The organism is Variovorax sp. GW821-FHT09D04 (assembly GCF_059416405.1).
The window spans coordinates 1-17,274 of sequence record NZ_JBWKPA010000019.1 but is presented as its reverse complement, the minus strand read 5'-3'; the positions used below and the strand labels follow the sequence as shown (position 1 = coordinate 17,274).

The window sequence follows — 17,274 nt, the reverse complement described above, 5'->3', positions numbered from 1 at the left end:
ACAAGGCGTGGAAGGCAGGCACACATAATCGCCGGAGACATTTGCAACTGAGGTTCGAACTTTCCATGAGTACATCACAACCCGCGGGCCACCTGATCGTGGAGTGCCTGGTCGAACAGGGCATGCAACTCGCCTTCGGCGTGCCGGGCGAGAGCTTCCTGGCGGTGCTCGACGGCTTCCATGCCTACTGCGACCGCGCGCGTTTCGTGGTGAACCGGCAGGAGGGTGGCGCGGCCTTCATGGCCGAGGCGCACGGCAAGCTCACCGGGCGCCCGGGCGTGTGCTTCGTGACGCGCGGGCCGGGCGCGACCAACGCCTCGATCGGCGTGCACAACGCGTTCCAGGACTCGACGCCGATGGTGCTGTTCGTGGGCGACGTCGGCAGCGACTTCCGCGACCGTGAGGCCTTCCAGGAGGTGGACTACGCCAGCTTCTTCGGGCCGAGCACCAAGGGCTTCGCCAAGCGCGTGGAGCGCATCGACGACGCCGACCGCATTCCCGAGTACATCGCGCGCGCCTTCGCCACCGCGATGAACGGCCGCCCGGGCCCGGTCGTGCTGGTGCTGCCCGAGGACATGCTGCGCACCGAGACGGCGGCGCGGCCGCTGGCGCGCGTGGAGGCGGTCCAGCCGTGGAGCGACCCGGGCGCGCTGCGCACGCTGCGCGAGCTGCTGCTGAAGTCGCAGCGCCCGCTGCTGATCGCCGGCGGCGGCGGCTGGACGCCGCAGGCCGCGCAGGCGCTGCAGCGCTTCGCCGAGAACTGGCGCCTGCCGGTGGCGAACGCCTTCCGCTTCCAGGACACCTTCGACAACCACCACCCGCAGTACGCGGGCGACGTCGGCATCGCCATCAACCCGAAGCTCGCGCAGCACGTGAAGGACGCCGACCTGGTCCTGGCCATCGGCCCGCGCCTGGGCGAGATGACGACCGGCGGCTACACGCTGCTCGAAGCGCCGAAGGCGAAGCAGACGCTGGTGCACATCCATGCGAGCGCCGAGGAGCTGAACCGCGTCTACCAGGCCGACCTGGCGATCAACGCCGGCATGAGCGCCGCGGCGCGCAGCCTCGAGGTGCTGAGCGCGCCGCCCTCGCTGCCGTGGGAAGCCTGGACGCAGCAGCTGCACGCGGACTACGAAGCCTGGCTGCAGCCGCAGGCGCTCGCCGGCATGCCGGCCGAGACGCCGCGCGGTACGGTCGACATGGCGGCCGTGGTGGCGCTGCTGCAGAAGCACCTGCCGGCGGATGCGGCCATCACCAACGGCGCCGGCAACTTCGCGAGCTGGGTGCACCGCTACTTCCGCTACCACGGGCTCGCCAAGGGCGCCAAGACGCAGCTGGCACCCACCAGCGGGGCGATGGGCTACGGCGTGCCGGCGGGCATTGCCGCGAGCATCGCCACCGGGCGCGTGGCCTTCACCATCGCGGGCGACGGCGACTTCCTGATGAACGGGCAGGAGCTGGCCACGGCCTCGCAGCACGGCGGCAAGAGCATCGTCGTGCTGCTCAACAACGGCATGTTCGGCACGATCCGCATGCACCAGGAGCGCGAGTATCCCGAGCGCACCAGCGGCACCGCGCTGCGCAACCCCGACTTCTGCGGCCTGGCGCGCGCCTATGGCTATGCGGCCGAGCGCGTCACCGAGACGGCGCAGTTCGAAGCCGCGCTGCTGCGCGCGCTGGCGGCCGACACCGGCACGCTGATCGAGATCCCGCTCGACCCCGAGGTGATCACCACGCGCGGCACGCTGGCGTCGATCACGCGCGCGGCGAAGCAGCAGGCGCAGGGCTGAGCGTCACGCGATGGCGGGCCACCTCGTCGCGCAGCGCGGGCGAGCGCAGTTCGAAGACGTCGAACAGGCCGAGCGCGTCGAGCGTGGGAATCAGCGCCGCGAGGTCGTCGCGGGCGACGCGGCGTTCGTCGGCTGTGGCGTTCGGGTCTTCGAGCACGCGCGCATTGGCGAGGAAGGCGCCGACCGAGCCCTTGCGCACGGTGTGGCCGTCGATGACGGTGAAGTCCTGTCCGTCGGGAATGATGTCTTGCGCTTTCATGGGGATTCCTTGGTGGAGATGCCTTCGATGCTAGGCAGCGGGGCGGTCCCCGGCTTGCGGCGCGGGGCCAATCGATACCGCGTGCGGGCCAGCCATGGCGGCTGAATCGCCTGCCACGCTCTGGCGCTACGCGCATGAGGCACCGCGCGTCACGGGCTGCCACGCACACGAGACCGGCCAGCTGTTCGCGCTGCGCGAAGGCCTGCAGGTCATCGAGACGCCCGCAGGGCGCTGGGTGCAGCCGCCGGGATGGATCGGCTGGATCGCGCCGCGCTGCGCCCATGCCGCGCAAAGCTTCGGGGCCACGGCGGGATGGCACCTGCACATCGATGCGTCGGTGGCGCAGGCCTTGCCGGAGGGGCCGCATGTCTTTGCCGCCACGCCGCTGGTGCGGGAGCTGGTGGCGCGGCTGATGTCGATGGAGCCATCCGACGCACTGTTGGAGCCCCGTCGCACGCGACTGGTGGGCGTGCTGATCGACGAGCTGGCGGCCGGCGGGCGCGAGTCGCTGCACCTGCCCATGCCGCAGGACCCGCGGCTGGTGGCGATGGCGCGTGCGCTGGCAGACGATCCGGCACTGGCCGACGGCATCGACGACTGGGCCGATCGCATCGGCATGGCCCGTCGCACGCTCACGCGCCGCTTCGCCGCCGAGACCGGGCTGAGCTTCACGCAATGGCGCCAGCAGGCGCGTCTGCTGAAGGCCGTGGAGTTGCTGAGCCTGCGTGAGCCGGTGACGGCTGTGGCGCTGACGGTGGGCTACAGCTCGGTGAGCGCCTTCATCGAGGCCTTCCGCAAGCACTTCGGCTGCACGCCCACGCGCTTCTTCGAGGCGGGCGAGGGCTTGCTGCAGGCGAAAAAAAAGCCCGCATGACGCGGGCTTTTTGACTCAGGAGCACGAGGCCCCCGAACGCTTACTTGACGTGCTTGCCAATCAGCGCAGCCAGTTCGAACATCGAAACCTGAGCCTTGCCGAAGATTTCCTTCAGCTTGGCGTCGGCGTTGATGTTGCGCTTGTTGGCCTTGTCTTGCAGGTTGTTCTTCTTGATGTAGTCCCACAGCTTGCTCACCACAGCGGTGCGCGGCAGAGGCGTCGAACCGACCACAGCGGCCAAGGCCGGGCTGGGGGTCAGGGCCTTCATGAACGCAGCGTTGGGGGTGCGCTTCTTGGCGGGAGCGGCCTTCTTTGCAGGAGCCTTCTTCGCCGGTGCAGCCTTCTTTGCAGGAGCAGCCTTCTTGGCGGGCGCCGCTGCCTTCTTGGCCGGTGCGGCCTTCTTTGCAGGAGCCGCAGCCTTCTTTGCGGGAGCGGCCTTCTTTGCCGGAGCTTTCTTGGCCGGAGCCTTCTTTGCAGTTGCCATGGTTGATTTCCTTTTTTGGTTGAACGTTCACCAATGAAAAACTTGCGTCTCCAGTGGCAATGCGGATGCTAAATGAGAAAAAACGCGTTTCCAAGGGAAAAAGCGCTTTTTTCATTGGGAGCTGTTGTTTTTTCAGAGGGGAGAAGGGACGTTGTTCACGTTCGTCGCCCCGGCCACGTCGCCAGCACCACACCCACGAGGGCGATCGTGAACGCAAGCAGCTGCGGCGAAGTGAGGTTTTCCCCGAGCACGAGCACGCCCACGAGGGCCGCACTGACGGGCAGCAAGACAGTGAAGACACCCGCTTGTGCCGCTGGTACGTGGCGAAGTCCGGTCATCCACAGCCACACGGTCCAGATGCTGGCGGCCAGTGCGTAGGCCACGAGCAGCGCCCAGGTGCCGAAGCGCACGGCGGTGAAGTCGAACTGCAGTGCGAACCAGATGCCGAAGGGCATCGACAGCACGAAGCCCCACAGGTTGATGAGCGAGGCGATGCGCTTGGGCCCCAGCTTGCCGGTGAGCGACTTGCCGATCACCGCATAGGCGGCCTCGCAGAGCACCGCGCAGAACACGAGCAGGTTGCCCAGCCACGGCATCGACGGCGCACCGGCCGCGCTGCCGGTGGTGGTTGGTGCATGCGTCGGCGTGAACGCGAGCAGGCCGATGCCCAGTGCCGCGCAGGCAATGGCCAGGCCGATGCGCACCGTGATGCGCTCGCGCAGGAAGAGCCAGCTGGCCACCGCGACCACCGCGGGGATCGACGCCATGATCACGCCCGCCGACACCGCGCTGGTGAGGCTCACGCCGAACAGCATGCAGATCGAGAACAGGAAGTTGCCGAGGAAGGATTCGAGGAACACGAGCCCGCGCGTGCGTGCGCTCATGGGCGGCTCGTCGGGCGTGGGTTGGAGCCAATGCGGCATGGCGAGTGCCGCGATGCCGAAGCGCAACCAGGCCAGCAGCAGCACCGGGAAGGCTGCCACCAGCGGCTTGGAGAGGGCGACGTAGATGCCGACGAGCGACATGCTCAAGGCCAGGCAGCCGTAGGCCACGAGGCGGCCGGAGGTGGAAGCGGCGGGGTTCAATAGACTGGGCGCTGGTTGTTGATCGGATGGATTCGATGATGCCCCACGTTCTTGTCTACGGCACGCTGCGGCGCGGCGGGCGCAACGACATCGCGCGCTACCGGCCGGCGCCGGTGTTCGTCGGCGAGGCCGTCATCGCGGGCACGCTGTACGACCTGGGCGCGTACCCGGGTGTGGTGCTCGGCGGAGAAGGGCGCGTGAAGGGCGAGGTCTATCGCGTCGCACCGAAGGTCGAGCGCGAACTCGACCGGCTCGAGGAAGTGGCCGACGACGATTCGGGCGAGTACATCCGGCGCCGCGTGCGCGTGGCGGTGGGCGCGCAATCGATCGACTGCCTGGTCTACGAGATCCATCCGACGCGCATCGCGGGCCGCCATGTGATCGACAGCGGCGACTGGATCGCGCATGCGGCGGGCGCCGCGGGATAGGCGTGGTTTTCACAACCGAAAGAGTGATTCCGCATCGCGAAAATCTGAACTGCTGCGCCGCAATATTTTTTCTCGATATGAGAAAAATAATTTCTCATTGAGAAATATCTCCGTAAGTTGTTGATTTTGTTGGTTCAAAAATATGTCTTCTATAAGACATAAGAGTCCGCAATCGGATTACAGTAAACCCACGGCCGCAACGCCAACCTTCAATCAACCTCACGGAGTGACCATGCCCCAGACCCTGAACGAACAACTGAGCCGCGAACAGCAAATTGCCGCCCTCGAAAAGGACTGGGCCACCAACCCGCGCTGGAAGGGCGTGAAGCGCGGCTACAGCGCGGCCGACGTGGTTCGCCTGCGCGGTTCGCTCCCCATCGAGCACACGCTGGCCAAGCGCGGCGCTGAAAAGCTCTGGGCCAAGATCAACGGCGGTGCCAAGAAGGGCTACGTGAACGCCTTCGGCGCGATCTCTGCTGGCCAGGCCATGCAGCAAGCCAAGGCCGGCCTCGAAGCCGTGTACCTGTCGGGCTGGCAAGTCGCTGCCGACGGCAACACCTCGGAAACGATGTACCCCGACCAGTCGCTGTACGCCTACGACTCGGTGCCGACGATGGTCCGTCGCATCAACAACACCTTCAAGCGCGCCGACGAAATCCAGTGGGGCCGTGGCATCAACCCGGGCGACAAGGAATTCATCGACTACTTCCTGCCGATCGTCGCGGACGCTGAAGCCGGCTTCGGCGGCGTGCTGAACGCCTTCGAACTGATGAAGAACATGATCGCGTCGGGCGCTGCCGGCGTGCACTTCGAAGACCAGCTGGCCGCCGTCAAGAAGTGCGGTCACATGGGCGGCAAGGTGCTCGTGCCGACGCAGGAAGCCTGCGAGAAGCTGATCTCGGCGCGTTTCGCCGCCGACGTCATGGGCGTGTCGACCATCGTCCTGGCCCGCACCGATGCGGAAGCCGCAAACCTGATCACGTCCGATCACGACGCCAACGACAAGCCTTTCCTGACCGGCGAGCGCACGCAAGAAGGCTTCTACCGCGTCAAGAACGGCCTGGAGCAAGCCATCAGCCGCGGCGTGGCCTACGCTCCGTACGCCGACCTGGTGTGGTGCGAAACCGGCGTGCCGGACATCGGCTTTGCCCGTGAGTTCGCGCAAGCCGTGCACGCCGCCTGCCCCGGCAAGCTGCTGTCGTACAACTGCTCGCCGTCGTTCAACTGGAAGAAGAACCTGGACGACAAGCAGATCGCCTCGTTCCAGGAAGACCTGTCGGCGCTGGGCTACAAGTACCAGTTCATCACGCTGGCCGGCATCCACATCAACTGGTTCAACACCTTCCAGTTCGCCCACGCGTATGCCAACGGCGAAGGCATGAAGCACTACGTGAACATGGTGCAGGAACCCGAGTTCGCCGCACGCGACAAGGGCTACACCTTCGTGTCGCACCAGCAGGAAGTCGGCGCCGGCTACTTCGACGATGTGACCACCGTGATCCAGGGCGGCTCGTCCAGCGTGAAGGCGCTGACCGGTTCGACCGAAGAAGAACAGTTCCACTGAGCTGCCTTCGTTGATCGCTGAGTGACGGCGCGTGGCGCTGTCGCCCCCCAAGCCCGGCCTCGTGCCGGGCTTTTTCGTGGGCGCTCGACGGGCGAGGCTCAGGCTTCGAGCCGCACCTCGCGCACGCCGCGCCCCAGCCGCTGGCGCAGCAGCGTGCGCAGGGTGACGCCGTCCGCGTAGCCGACCATGCCCGCGATCTGCTCGAGGCTCTTGTTGCTGGTCTTGAGCAGGTGCACGGCGCGTTCGACGCGCAGGTCCTGCACGTACGACAACGGGCTCTTTCCCAGCACCTGCTGCATGCGCCGCGCCAGCGTGCGCTTGCTGGTGCCCGCGGCCTGCGCCGCTTCGTCGAGCGAGAAACCCTCGGCCAGCCGGCCGCGCGCCCAGCGTTCGAAGCGCTCCACCAGCGGGTCTGCGTGCGAGAGGTGGTCGGAGATCACGTAGGCCGACTGCGACGGGCGCGAGTCCACGATGAGGTAGCGCGCGACCAGCGCCGCGAGTTCGGGGCTGGCCTGGCGCACCAGCCACAGCGCCATGTCGACGTGGCTCAGCGCCGCGCCCGCCGTGACGAGCGGCCCCGAGCTGACCAGCATGCGCGAATCGTCGAGCAGCACCGCCGGGTAGCGCTGCCGGAAGAGCGTGGCCAGCCACCAGGTGGTGGTCGCCTTGTGGCCCGCGAGCACGCCGGCTTCCGCCAGCACGAAGGTGCCGATGCACGCGGCGGCGATGCAGCCGCCGTCTTCGGCACGCGCGCGCAGTGCCGCGCAGGCATCGCGGACGTCGGCGCGTTGCAGGGCAGGCTCCAGCGTCTCGGGCATCTTGCAGCCGAGCGCCGGAACGACGAGCCAGTCGGTGGCGGCGCCGGTGTCGGCCAGCGTGTGCGTCACCGGCACGGTGAAACCCTGGGCGGTGCGCACGCGCTTGCGGGTGCCCACGATGGTGACGTTGAAAGGTGCCACGTCGAGCTGCAGCACGGCGGCGAGTTCGTTCGCGGTGGTGAAGACGTCGAGCACCGTGGCCAGGCCGGAGTCGAACACGCCGTCGAGGGCGAGGACATCGAGTTTCATGGCAATAACGATACCAAAGATGTCAAAAAAGCCAATGGTCCAGAGGGCGGGGCTTGCCTAGAGTCCATGCCAGCGCTGCGCAATCCCGTGCGCCGTTGTTGTCCACCCAGGAGATGTCCCATGATCAAGTTCGCACTGTTTGCCCGCCTCGAAGCCAAGCCCGGCAAGGAAGCCGCCGTCCAGCAATTCCTCGAGGCCGGCCTGGCCATGGCGCGCGAGGAAAAGACCACGCCGATCTGGTTTGCGCTGCGGCTGTCGCCCAGCACCTTCGGCGTGTTCGATGCGTTCGAGGACGAAGCCGGCCGCCAGGCCCACCTGACCGGCCCGATCGCCCAGGCCCTGATGGCGCAGGCGCCCGAGCTGTTCGCCGCGCCGCCCTCGATCGAGCCGATCGAAGTGCTGGGCCTCAAGAACGTGGCGGCCGCGGCGTCGTGAGCGTGCAGACGCAGCCCATGACGACGCCCGTCGGCGACCCGGTGTTCGTCAGCGACGGTGAACGCTTCGTGCCCACCGAGGCGGCCATCGGCCCGTGGTCCGCCGACGCCCTGCAGGGCAGCGCGACCGCCGCCTTGCTCGTGCGCGCGCTCCAGGCGCATGAGGCGAGCTGCGGTCGCGAGGTGGCGCGGTTGGGCTTCGATTTCTGGCGCCCGGCAAGCCGGGCACCGATCACGCTCGAATTCACGCTGCTGCGCGACGGCGCCAAGGCGCGCACGGTGGCGTTCGACATGCTCCAGGACGGCAAGTCGGTGTTGCGGTGTACCGCCTTGCTGCTGCGCAGCGGGCAGACGCCCGCGCTGCCAGCCGCCGACGCCTTCGCCTCCGCGACGTTCGCGCCGCCGGAAGAGGGCGCGCCCATTCCCGCGGCGGCGTCCTGCATGAGCCCGTTCTTTGCCAGCGTGGACGTGCGCATGGCGCGCGGGCAGATCCTCGAGCCCGGCCCGGCCGCCGGATGGTTGCGCCTGGGCCGGCCGCTGGTCGACGCCGAGGCCGCATCGCCGCTGGCCCAGGTGGCCTCGGCGGCCGATCTCGTGGCGGGCATCTCGCAGTGGGCGCACCCGGCGCGGCTGGGCTTCGTCAATGCCGACCTGACGATCAACCTGCGGCGGGCGCCGCGCGGCGATTGGATGCTGGTCGACGCCCTCACGCTTGCGGGCCCAATGGGCACGGGCTATGCCGTCGGGCAGCTGCACGACCGCGACGGGCTGGTCGGGCAGTGCGTTTCCAGCCTCCTGTTCGAGGCGCGCGGCTGAAACGGGCAGCGGCTAGAATCGCCCACTCTGCACTCAACAAGAGCGAGAAAGGCACCTTGGTTATGACACCGCGAACTACCCCGCAAGGATTCAGCGGCTTTTTCTTCTTCGAAGGAAAGGGCCGGTAGCCCCGCGCTCGCTGGTTTTTCCAGCGCACCAACCAAGCAAAGCGCGGCATCCACCGCGCTTTTTTGTTTTTCTCCCCGAGGTTTTCACATGATCCAGATCACGCTCCCCGACAACTCGCGCCGCGAGTTCCCCGGCCCGGTTTCGGTGGCCGAAGTGGCCCAGTCCATCGGCCCTGGCCTCGCCAAGATGACGGTGGCCGGCAAGATCGACGGCAAGCTCGTCGATGCCAGCGACGTCATCGACCGCGACGCCAGGCTGCAGATCATCACGCCCAAGGACGACGAGGGCCTGGAGATCATCCGCCACTCGACGGCCCACCTGGTCGGCCATGCGGTGAAGCAGCTGTACCCGACGGCCAAGATGGTCATCGGGCCGGTGATCGATGAAGGCTTCTACTACGACATCTCGTTCGAGCGCCCGTTCACGCCCGAGGACATGGCCGCCATCGAGGCGCGCATGCGCGAGCTGATCGCGCAGGACTACGACGTGATCAAGAAGATGACGCCGCGCGCGGAAGTCATCGAGGTCTTCAAGTCGCGTGGCGAGGACTACAAGCTGCGCCTCGTCGAAGACATGCCCGACGAGCAGGCCATGGGCCTGTACTACCACCAGGAATACGTCGACATGTGCCGCGGCCCGCACGTGCCGAACACGCGCTTCCTGAAGGTGTTCAAGCTCACGAAGCTGGCCGGCGCCTACTGGCGCGGCGACGCCAAGAACGAGCAGCTGCAGCGCATCTACGGCACGGCCTGGGCCGACAAGAAGCAGCTCGACCAGTACATCCAGCGCATCGAGGAAGCCGAGAAGCGCGACCACCGCAAGCTGGGCAAGGAACTCGACCTGTTCCACATCGACGAAGTGGCGCCGGGCGTGGTGTTCTGGCACCCCAAGGGCTGGGCGGTCTGGCAGCAGGTCGAGCAGTACATGCGCGGCATCTACCGCGACACGGGCTACTGGGAAGTGAAGGGCCCGCAGATCCTGGACAAGAGCCTGTGGGAGAAGACGGGCCACTGGCAGAACTACCGCGACAACATGTTCACGACGGAGTCGGAGAAGCGCGAGTACGCGCTCAAACCGATGAACTGCCCGGGCCACGTGCTGATCTTCAAGAGCGACCTGCGCAGCTACCGCGACCTGCCGCTGCGCTACGGCGAGTTCGGCCAGTGCCACCGCAACGAACCCAGCGGCGCGCTGCACGGCATCATGCGCGTGCGCGGCTTCACGCAGGACGACGGCCACATCTTCTGCACGGAAGACCAGATCCTCGACGAATGTATCGCCTACACGGCACAGCTGCAGAAGGTCTACGCCGACTTCGGCTTCACGGACATTCTCTACAAGGTCGCGACGCGACCCGAGAACCGTGTCGGCTCCGACGAACTGTGGGACAAGGCCGAGCACGCGGTGATGGAATCGCTGCGCCGCTCGGGCGTGGACTTCGTCATCTCGCCCGGCGACGGCGCCTTCTACGGCCCGAAGATCGAGTACACGCTGCGCGACGCCATCGGCCGCCACTGGCAGTGCGGCACGATGCAGGTCGACTTCAACACGGCCGAGCGCCTGGGCGGCGAGTACGTCACGGAATCGAGCGGTCGCGCCCACCCGGTGATGCTGCACCGCGCCATCGTCGGCAGCCTCGAGCGCTTCATCGGCATGCTCATCGAACACCACTCAGGCGCCATGCCCGCATGGCTCGCTCCGGTGCAGGTGGCGGTGCTCAATATCAGCGAAGGACAGGCCGATTACGCTGCACAAGTTGCGAAAACGCTGCAAAATCAAGGGCTTAGAGTTCAGCTGGATCTGCACAACGAAAAGATTACGTATAAAATACGGAAGCATTCGTTGCAAAAGCTCCCTTACATCCTCGTCGTGGGTGACAAGGAAAAGGAAGCAGGTGCCGTCGCAGTGCGCGCCCGGGGCAATCAAGACCTCGGTGCAATGTCCCTCGAATCGTTCACGCAACGGCTCGTCCAGGACGTTGCTGACAAGCGTTGATTTGTCTCTGAAACACCCCATATGTTTCTCTGCCATCTCGTGCCGCCTGTCCGCGAAGACTGAGCGGCGATCGCTACAGATTTTGTAGCAAACTTTGAAGGATTCTGACCATCGCTACTGCATTTCGCGACCGCCGCCACCGCGAGGAACGCCAACACCGCCTGAACCGGGAAATCATGGCCCCGGAAGTCCGCCTGGTCGGCCCGGAAAACGAGCCATTGGGTGTCATGAGCCTTTCCGAAGCCTTGCGCCTTGCGGGTGAGGCTGACGTGGATCTGGTGGAGGTCGTTGCTGCGGCCAATCCGCCCGTGTGCCGCCTGATCGAGTACGGAAAGTTCAAGTACCACGAGCAGAAAAAGGCAGCCGAGGCGAAGTCGAAGCAGAAGGTCATCGAGGTCAAGGAAATCAAGTTCCGGCCCGGTACCGACGATGGCGACTACAACATCAAGATGCGCAACATCAGGCGCTTTCTTGAAGAGGGCGACAAATGCAAGATCACGCTGCGCTTCCGCGGCCGCGAGATCACGCACCAGGAGCTCGGTCTGGCACTCTTGCAGCGCATTCGCGACGAGCTGGGCGACACGATCATGGTCGAGCAGTTCCCGAAGCTGGAAGGCCGTCAGATGATCATGATGATCGCTCCGGGCCGCAAGAAGGTTGGCGGCGCGGCGCCGAAGCCGGCAGCAGATGCTGCGCCGGCAGCAGCGCCCACGGCAACCGCCTGAGGCATTTGCAGTAGACGGGTTTTGAAGGGATTTCGCCCTGGCCCGCATTTCGAAAGAAGTGCAGGCGGGGGCGAGATAAAGAAGTGTCTCGGGGCCAACAAGTCCGTGGAGTATCCGCGGCGCCTCACGAGCACAAACTAAAGGAGCATTTACATGCCCAAAATGAAGACCAAGAGCAGCGCGAAAAAACGTTTCCGCGTTCGTCCCGGTGGCACCGTCAAGCGCGGTCAAGCCTTCAAGCGTCACATCTTGACGAAGAAGACCACCAAGAACAAGCGTCACCTGCGTGGTGCAGTCGCAGTGCATGAGACCAACATGGTTTCTGTCGCCGCCATGCTGCCCGGTCGTGGCATTTAACTCAGACGAACAAGGAGTACACACATGCCTCGCGTCAAACGTGGTGTAACGGCTCGCGCCCGCCACAAAAAAGTTCTCGCACTCGCCAAGGGTTTTCGCGGTCGCCGCGGTAATGTCTTCCGCGTCGCCAAACAGGCGGTGATGAAGGCTGGGCAATATGCCTACCGTGACCGCCGTACCAAGAAGCGCGTGTTCCGTCAGCTGTGGATCGCGCGTATCAACGCCGCCTCGCGTGAACTGGGCCTGACCTACAGCCAGTTCGCCAACGGCATCCGCAAGGCCGGTATCGAGATCGACCGCAAGATGCTTGCGGACATCGCCGTGCACGACAAGGCCGCTTTTGCCGGCATCGTGGAGCAGGTCAAGGCCAAGCTGGCTGCTTGATTTTGCACAGCAGGTTGCCGTCTCCGGACGGCTTCTTGCGCCCACGGCTCAAGGGCTGGCGCTTGAAAAGGCTCCAGCTCTTTTTTATTTCCCCTCGAAGATTTTTGTTGCTATGAACGAGTTGGACTCCCTGGTCGACACCGCACGCGCCGCCTTCGCCGAAGCGAAAACGCCCGCAGAGCTCGAAAACGCCAAGGCCCAGTTCCTTGGCAAGTCGGGCCGCATCACCGAGCTGATGAAGGGCATGGCCGCGCTGAGTGTCGAAGAGAAGAAGTCCCGCGGCGCCGCGATCAACGTCGGCAAGCAGGCCATCGAGGCCGCACTGACCGACCGCCGCCAGCAACTCGCCGATGAAGAACTCTCGCTGCAGCTGCGCGCCGAAGCGCTCGACGTGAGCCTGCCCGGCCGCCACCGCGCCGGCGGCGGACTGCACCCCGTGAGCCGCACCCTGGAGCGCATCGAAGAGATCTTCTCGAGCATGGGCTTCGACGTGGCCGACGGCCCCGAGATCGAGAGCGACTGGCACAGCTTCACCTCGCTCAACAACCCGCCGAACCACCCGGCGCGTTCGATGCAGGACACTTTCTACGTCGACCTCAAGGGCGACGACGGTATTCCCTACAACCTGCGTCCGCACACCAGCCCGATGCAGGTGCGCTACGCCCACCAGCACACCAAGAAGTACGCGGCCGAGTTCGCCGCTGCTGCCGCCGACACCACTGGCACCGTGAAGGCGCCCGAGATCCGCGTGATCGCGCCGGGCCGCACCTACCGCGTCGACAGCGACGCTACCCACTCGCCCATGTTCCACCAGTGCGAAGGCCTGTGGCTCGGCGAGAACGTCAGCTTCAAGGACCTGAAGGTCGTCTTCACCGACTTCTGCCGCACCTTCTTCGAGCGCGACGACCTCGTGCTGCGCTTCCGCCCGAGCTTCTTCCCGTTCACCGAGCCGAGCGCCGAGATCGACATCCAGTTCGCGAGCGGCCCGCTGGCCGGCCGCTGGCTCGAAGTCGCCGGCTCGGGCCAGGTGCACCCGAACGTCGTGCGCAACATGGGCCTCGACCCTGAGCGCTACATCGGCTTTGCCTTCGGCATGGGCCCCGACCGGCTCACCATGCTGCGCTACGGCGTGAACGACCTGCGCCTGTTCTTCGACGGCGACCTGCGTTTTCTCTCGCAGTTCCAGTAAGCACGTCCTTTCCACAGATAGAAAAACCAGATCGAGATCGAAGAGATGCAATTCCCGGAATCCTGGCTGCGCGAGTTCTGCAACCCGCCCCTCGACAGCGCCGCACTGGCCGAAACGCTCACCATGGGCGGCTTCGAAGTCGAAGAGCGCCGTCCGGTGGCGCCGCCTTTCACGCGCATCGTGGTCGGCGAAATCAAGGAAGCCGTGCAGCACCCGAATGCCGATCGCCTGCGTGTGTGCCAGGTCGATGCGGGGCAGGGCGCCTTGCTCAACATCGTGTGCGGCGCGCCCAATGCGCGCGTCGGCATCAAGGTGCCGTGCGCCCTCGTCGGCGCCGAACTGTCCCCGGGTGAAGACGGCAAGCCCTTCCTCATCAAGCTGGGCAAGCTGCGCGGCGTCGAGAGCCAGGGCATGCTGTGCTCGGCGCGCGAACTGAAGCTGAGCGAAGACCATGGCGGCCTGCTCGAACTCGACGCCGACGCCCCCATCGGCGCCGACGTGCGCGACGTGCTCAAGCTCGACGACGCGCTGCTGACGCTCAAGCTCACGCCGAATTTGGCGCACGGCCTCAGCGTGTACGGCGTGGCGCGTGAACTCGCCGCACTCACCGGCGCACCGCTGAAGACGCCGGCTATTGCACCCGTGGCCACGTCGTTCTCCGATGTGCTGCCCGTCAAGGTCGAGGCGCCCGACCTGTGCGGCCGCTTCTCGGGCCGCATCGTGCGCGGCGTGAACACCAAGGTCGCCACGCCCGCGTGGATGGTCGAGCGCCTCGCGCGCTGCGGCCAGCGCAGCGTGACGCCGCTGGTCGACATCTCGAACTACGTGATGTTCGAGTACGGCCAGCCCAGCCACATCTTCGACCTCGACAAGATCCACGGCGGCCTCACGGTGCGCTGGGGCAAGGCGGGCGAGCAGCTCAAGCTGCTCAACGGCACGACGATCACTGTCGACGAGAAGGTCGGCGTCATTGCCGACGACCGCGAAGTCGAATCGCTCGCCGGCATCATGGGCGGTGACGCCACCTCGGTGACCGACGACACGCGCAACATCTACGTCGAGGCTGCGTTCTGGTGGCCCGAGGCCGTGCAGGGCCGTTCGCGCCGCTTCAACTTCTCGACCGACGCCGGCCACCGCTACGAGCGCGGCGTCGACCCGAGCCGCACCGTGCAGATCATCGAGCGCATCACGCAACTGGTTGTCGATATCTGCGGCGGTGAAGCCGGCAAGATGGACGACCAGACGCTGCGCCTGCCCGAAGCCGCGCCCGTCACGCTGCGCGTGGCCCGCGCCGCGCGCGTCATCGGCATGCCGCTGACGCAGGCGCAATGCGCCGACGCACTCCATCGCCTCGGTTTCGAAATCACCGAAGGCGAAGGCACGCTGACCGTCACGCCGCCGCCGCACCGTTTCGACCTGCTGATCGAGGAAGACCTCATCGAAGAAGTGGCGCGCCTGATCGGCTTCAACAACCTGCCGACCACCGCGCCGCTCGCGCCCATCACGGCCCGTGTGCGGCCCGAGGCGCAGCGCAACCGCTTCGCGGTGCGTCGCAGCGTTGCAGCGCTGGGTTACCAGGAAACCATCAACTTCAGCTTTGTCGAAGCGCACTGGGAGCAGGACCTCGCGGGCAACGCCAACCCGGTCAAGCTGCTGAACCCCATCGCCAGCCAGATGAGCGTGATGCGCTCGTCGCTGCTTGGCTCGCTGCTGCAGGTGCTCAAGTTCAACCTCGACCGCAAGGCACCGCGCGTGCGCGTGTTCGAGCTGGGCCGCGTGTTCCTGCGCGACGACAGCGTCGTCACCACCGACAGCACCGTGCGCGGCGTGAACCAGCCCATGCGCGTGGCCGGCCTGGCCTGGGGCGATGCCGAGGCGTCGCGCTGGGACGGCAAGCCGCAGCGTGTCGACTTCTACGACGTCAAGGGCGATGTCGAAGCGCTGCTCGCCCCGCGCGTGCCGACCTTCGAAGCGGCCGAGCACCCCGCGCTGCACCCCGGCCGTTCGGCCCGTGTGCTGCTGGACGGCCAGGCCATCGGCTTCATCGGCGAGCTGCATCCGCGCTGGCGCCAGAAGTGGGACTTCACCCAGGCGCCCGTGCTGTTCGAACTCGACCTCGACGCCGTCACGGCGCGGCCCGTGCCCGTGGCGCAGCCGGTGCCCAAGCACCAGGCCGTTGAACGTGACATCGCGGTGGTCGTGGCCGAAGCGGTGTCGCACGACGCGCTGATGCAGGCCATCCGCGCGGGCGCGTCCGCCTCGGGCCTGCTGCGCGATGCGACGCTGTTCGACATCTACCGTCCGCAGCCGTTGCGCGAAGGCGCTGTGGCAGCGCCGGGTGCGCTGGCACCGGGCGAGAAGAGCATGGCCGTGCGCCTGACCTTCCAGAGCGATGCCGCCACGCTGACGGACGAGCAGGTCGAACCCGCTGTCCGTGCAATCGTCGAACAACTGGGCGCCACCCTGGGCGGCCGCTTGAGAGGATGAAGATGAACGCCGCCGAATTCACGCTCGAAGCCCTCGAAACGCCGGCGCTCACCAAGGCGCATCTGGCCGACCTGCTGTTCGAGCAGATCGGCCTGAACAAGCGTGAGTCGAAGGACATGGTGGAGGCGTTCTTCGAGCTCGTGGCCAGCAGCCTGATCGAAGGCACGGACGTGAAGATCTCGGGCTTCGGCAACTTCCAGATCCGCGTGAAGGCGCCGCGTCCCGGGCGCAACCCGCGCACCGGCGAGGCCATTCCGATCGGCGAGCGCCGCGTGGCCACCTTCCATGCGAGCGCCAAGCTCAAGGAGCAGATCCAGGGCAGCGTCGAGCCGCAGGGCGGCACTTCCGAAGTCGAGTGGAGCCTGGGCGCGGAATAGTGCTTGGTGCTGTGCGGCCGCGTAGAGTAATCTATGAGGTTTCCCGCGCACAGTCTTGATTTCAATGGAGAAAACGCTCCCGCCGATTCCCGTCAAACGCTACTTCACCATCGGTGAGGTCGGCGAGCTCTGCGGCGTGAAGCCGCACGTGCTGCGCTATTGGGAGCAGGAGTTCACCCAGCTGCGCCCGATGAAGCGGCGCGGCAACCGCCGCTATTACCAGCACCACGAAGTGCTGATGATCCGCCGCATCCGCGACCTGCTCTACGACCAGGGCTTCACCATCAGCGGTGCGCGCAACAAGCTGCAGGAACTCACGCAAGGCGAGCGCGACCGCCGCAAGGCGGGCGAAGTGCCGCTCGAAGGCCTGGAGGCCATCGAGATCGGCCAGGAGGAATTCGACGCCGCCGTGCACGAAGAACCGGGACCCGCGGCGGCCGCACAGAGCGTCGATCTGTCGCAGTTGTTGCACCTTCGCCGCGAACTCTTTGAAATTCGTGAGCTTCTGACTGTCGGACACTGAATTTAGCCCGCTATAATCGAGAGCTTCGGTGTGTGGCGCAGCCTGGTAGCGCACTTGCATGGGGTGCAAGGGGTCGAAGGTTCGAATCCTTTCACACCGACCAAAAACAGTAGTTAGATCAACGGGTTAGAGCCAAAAGCTCTGACCCGTTTTTCTTTGGTTTTGACAAACGGGCCGGTTTTTGACAAACCCACCCCTTTTCAGTCACCGCCACGCCCCCCAATCGCGGACTGTTGATTGCCGCCGAAATTTGACCCAGTTAACGCAGTAATTTCCGTCTAAGACTGACCCACGTAAAACCCTACCC

Annotated in this window: 18 protein-coding genes and 1 tRNA gene; 15 read left to right on the top strand and 4 right to left on the bottom strand. The window is 65.9% G+C overall.

The window, feature by feature from the left end:
- Window positions 1-65 precede the first annotated feature (65 nt).
- Window positions 66-1,790 (top strand): thiamine pyrophosphate-binding protein, encoded by a 1,725-nt coding sequence (locus AC07O4_RS31200; protein ID WP_495306593.1) that lies wholly within the window; start codon window positions 66-68, stop codon window positions 1,788-1,790.
- On the opposite strand, the gene AC07O4_RS31195 is transcribed toward AC07O4_RS31200, so the two are convergent.
- Window positions 1,756-2,049, bottom strand: a complete 294-nt coding sequence (locus AC07O4_RS31195) for a hypothetical protein (RefSeq protein WP_062473468.1) — start codon at window positions 2,047-2,049, stop codon at window positions 1,756-1,758. The two genes, AC07O4_RS31200 and AC07O4_RS31195, sit on opposite strands and share 35 nt — an antisense overlap.
- Window positions 2,050-2,143: 94 nt before the next feature.
- On the opposite strand from AC07O4_RS31195, the gene AC07O4_RS31190 reads away from it, so the two are divergent.
- Window positions 2,144-2,923, top strand: a complete 780-nt coding sequence (locus tag AC07O4_RS31190; protein WP_495306592.1) for a helix-turn-helix domain-containing protein — start codon at window positions 2,144-2,146, stop codon at window positions 2,921-2,923.
- 40 nt (window positions 2,924-2,963) lie between these two features.
- Here the strand turns inward: AC07O4_RS31190 and AC07O4_RS31185 are convergent, their stop codons facing one another.
- Entirely contained in the window at window positions 2,964-3,407 is a 444-nt protein-coding gene (locus AC07O4_RS31185) for an SWIB/MDM2 domain-containing protein (protein ID WP_062473465.1), read from the bottom strand.
- A 155-nt stretch (window positions 3,408-3,562) separates the two neighbouring features.
- Window positions 3,563-4,492, bottom strand: coding sequence for a DMT family transporter (locus tag AC07O4_RS31180; protein ID WP_495306591.1), 930 nt, complete (start codon window positions 4,490-4,492; stop codon window positions 3,563-3,565).
- 35 nt (window positions 4,493-4,527) lie between these two features.
- On the opposite strand from AC07O4_RS31180, the gene AC07O4_RS31175 reads away from it, so the two are divergent.
- Both AC07O4_RS31175 and aceA read left to right on the top strand, forming a co-directional pair.
- A complete protein-coding gene (locus tag AC07O4_RS31175; RefSeq protein ID WP_495270479.1) occupies window positions 4,528-4,920 on the top strand; it encodes a gamma-glutamylcyclotransferase family protein in 393 nt (130 codons plus the stop codon).
- Window positions 4,921-5,152: 232 nt separating this feature from the next.
- Window positions 5,153-6,484: an isocitrate lyase gene (gene aceA, locus AC07O4_RS31170; RefSeq protein WP_056579731.1), complete on the top strand. Its 1,332-nt coding sequence runs from the start codon at window positions 5,153-5,155 to the stop codon at window positions 6,482-6,484.
- Between the two features lie 98 nt (window positions 6,485-6,582).
- Here the strand turns inward: aceA and AC07O4_RS31165 are convergent, their stop codons facing one another.
- Window positions 6,583-7,551: a GlxA family transcriptional regulator gene (locus tag AC07O4_RS31165; protein ID WP_495306590.1), complete on the bottom strand. Its 969-nt coding sequence runs from the start codon at window positions 7,549-7,551 to the stop codon at window positions 6,583-6,585.
- 120 nt (window positions 7,552-7,671) lie between these two features.
- Here AC07O4_RS31165 and AC07O4_RS31160 point away from each other — a divergent pair, with 120 nt between their 5' ends.
- The 11 genes from AC07O4_RS31160 (at window position 7,672) to AC07O4_RS31110 (ending at window position 17,070) form a co-directional block, all read left to right on the top strand.
- Window positions 7,672-7,986 (top strand): putative quinol monooxygenase, encoded by a 315-nt coding sequence (locus AC07O4_RS31160; protein ID WP_489058677.1) that lies wholly within the window; start codon window positions 7,672-7,674, stop codon window positions 7,984-7,986.
- Between the two features lie 17 nt (window positions 7,987-8,003).
- On the top strand, window positions 8,004-8,801 hold the full coding sequence (locus AC07O4_RS31155; RefSeq protein WP_495306589.1) for a thioesterase family protein: 798 nt from the start codon (window positions 8,004-8,006) through the stop codon (window positions 8,799-8,801).
- Between the two features lie 216 nt (window positions 8,802-9,017).
- On the top strand, window positions 9,018-10,925 hold the full coding sequence (gene thrS / locus AC07O4_RS31150; protein WP_062473452.1) for a threonine--tRNA ligase: 1,908 nt from the start codon (window positions 9,018-9,020) through the stop codon (window positions 10,923-10,925).
- Window positions 10,926-11,026: 101 nt separating this feature from the next.
- Complete coding sequence (infC, locus tag AC07O4_RS31145; RefSeq protein ID WP_082818065.1) at window positions 11,027-11,650, top strand: translation initiation factor IF-3; 624 nt, start codon at window positions 11,027-11,029, stop codon at window positions 11,648-11,650.
- A gap of 153 nt (window positions 11,651-11,803) precedes the next feature.
- Complete coding sequence (gene rpmI, locus AC07O4_RS31140; protein WP_007832497.1) at window positions 11,804-12,007, top strand: 50S ribosomal protein L35; 204 nt, start codon at window positions 11,804-11,806, stop codon at window positions 12,005-12,007.
- A gap of 24 nt (window positions 12,008-12,031) precedes the next feature.
- Window positions 12,032-12,391, top strand: a complete 360-nt coding sequence (gene rplT, locus AC07O4_RS31135) for a 50S ribosomal protein L20 (RefSeq protein WP_007832499.1) — start codon at window positions 12,032-12,034, stop codon at window positions 12,389-12,391.
- A gap of 112 nt (window positions 12,392-12,503) precedes the next feature.
- A complete protein-coding gene (gene pheS, locus AC07O4_RS31130) occupies window positions 12,504-13,580 on the top strand; it encodes a phenylalanine--tRNA ligase subunit alpha (RefSeq protein ID WP_056579739.1) in 1,077 nt (358 codons plus the stop codon).
- A 45-nt stretch (window positions 13,581-13,625) separates the two neighbouring features.
- Window positions 13,626-16,067: a phenylalanine--tRNA ligase subunit beta gene (gene pheT, locus AC07O4_RS31125; protein WP_495306588.1), complete on the top strand. Its 2,442-nt coding sequence runs from the start codon at window positions 13,626-13,628 to the stop codon at window positions 16,065-16,067.
- 2 nt (window positions 16,068-16,069) lie between these two features.
- A complete protein-coding gene (locus AC07O4_RS31120) occupies window positions 16,070-16,444 on the top strand; it encodes an integration host factor subunit alpha (protein WP_095747662.1) in 375 nt (124 codons plus the stop codon).
- Window positions 16,445-16,508: 64 nt separating this feature from the next.
- On the top strand, window positions 16,509-16,967 hold the full coding sequence (locus AC07O4_RS31115) for a MerR family transcriptional regulator (protein WP_095946954.1): 459 nt from the start codon (window positions 16,509-16,511) through the stop codon (window positions 16,965-16,967).
- Window positions 16,968-16,993: 26 nt separating this feature from the next.
- Window positions 16,994-17,070 (top strand) — tRNA-Pro (locus AC07O4_RS31110).
- The last annotated feature ends 204 nt before the right edge of the window (window positions 17,071-17,274 follow it).

Excerpts from the sequence above, each read along its gene's own strand:
- AC07O4_RS31185 (WP_062473465.1), bottom strand. The coding sequence starts at position 3,407 with ATGGCAACTGCAAAGAAGGCTCCGGCCAAGAAAGCTCCGGCAAAGAAG.
- AC07O4_RS31115 (WP_095946954.1), top strand. The coding sequence starts at position 16,509 with ATGGAGAAAACGCTCCCGCCGATTCCCGTCAAACGCTACTTCACCATC.
- AC07O4_RS31155 (WP_495306589.1), top strand. The coding sequence starts at position 8,004 with ATGACGACGCCCGTCGGCGACCCGGTGTTCGTCAGCGACGGTGAACGC.
- AC07O4_RS31200 (WP_495306593.1), top strand. The coding sequence starts at position 66 with ATGAGTACATCACAACCCGCGGGCCACCTGATCGTGGAGTGCCTGGTC.
- pheS (WP_056579739.1), top strand. The coding sequence starts at position 12,504 with ATGAACGAGTTGGACTCCCTGGTCGACACCGCACGCGCCGCCTTCGCC.
- AC07O4_RS31165 (WP_495306590.1), bottom strand. The coding sequence starts at position 7,551 with ATGAAACTCGATGTCCTCGCCCTCGACGGCGTGTTCGACTCCGGCCTG.
- rplT (WP_007832499.1), top strand. The coding sequence starts at position 12,032 with ATGCCTCGCGTCAAACGTGGTGTAACGGCTCGCGCCCGCCACAAAAAA.
- pheT (WP_495306588.1), top strand. The coding sequence starts at position 13,626 with ATGCAATTCCCGGAATCCTGGCTGCGCGAGTTCTGCAACCCGCCCCTC.
- AC07O4_RS31195 (WP_062473468.1), bottom strand. The coding sequence starts at position 2,049 with ATGAAAGCGCAAGACATCATTCCCGACGGACAGGACTTCACCGTCATC.
- AC07O4_RS31175 (WP_495270479.1), top strand. The coding sequence starts at position 4,528 with ATGATGCCCCACGTTCTTGTCTACGGCACGCTGCGGCGCGGCGGGCGC.
- AC07O4_RS31120 (WP_095747662.1), top strand. The coding sequence starts at position 16,070 with ATGAACGCCGCCGAATTCACGCTCGAAGCCCTCGAAACGCCGGCGCTC.
- AC07O4_RS31190 (WP_495306592.1), top strand. The coding sequence starts at position 2,144 with ATGGCGGCTGAATCGCCTGCCACGCTCTGGCGCTACGCGCATGAGGCA.
- rpmI (WP_007832497.1), top strand. The coding sequence starts at position 11,804 with ATGCCCAAAATGAAGACCAAGAGCAGCGCGAAAAAACGTTTCCGCGTT.
- AC07O4_RS31160 (WP_489058677.1), top strand. The coding sequence starts at position 7,672 with ATGATCAAGTTCGCACTGTTTGCCCGCCTCGAAGCCAAGCCCGGCAAG.
- thrS (WP_062473452.1), top strand. The coding sequence starts at position 9,018 with ATGATCCAGATCACGCTCCCCGACAACTCGCGCCGCGAGTTCCCCGGC.
- aceA (WP_056579731.1), top strand. The coding sequence starts at position 5,153 with ATGCCCCAGACCCTGAACGAACAACTGAGCCGCGAACAGCAAATTGCC.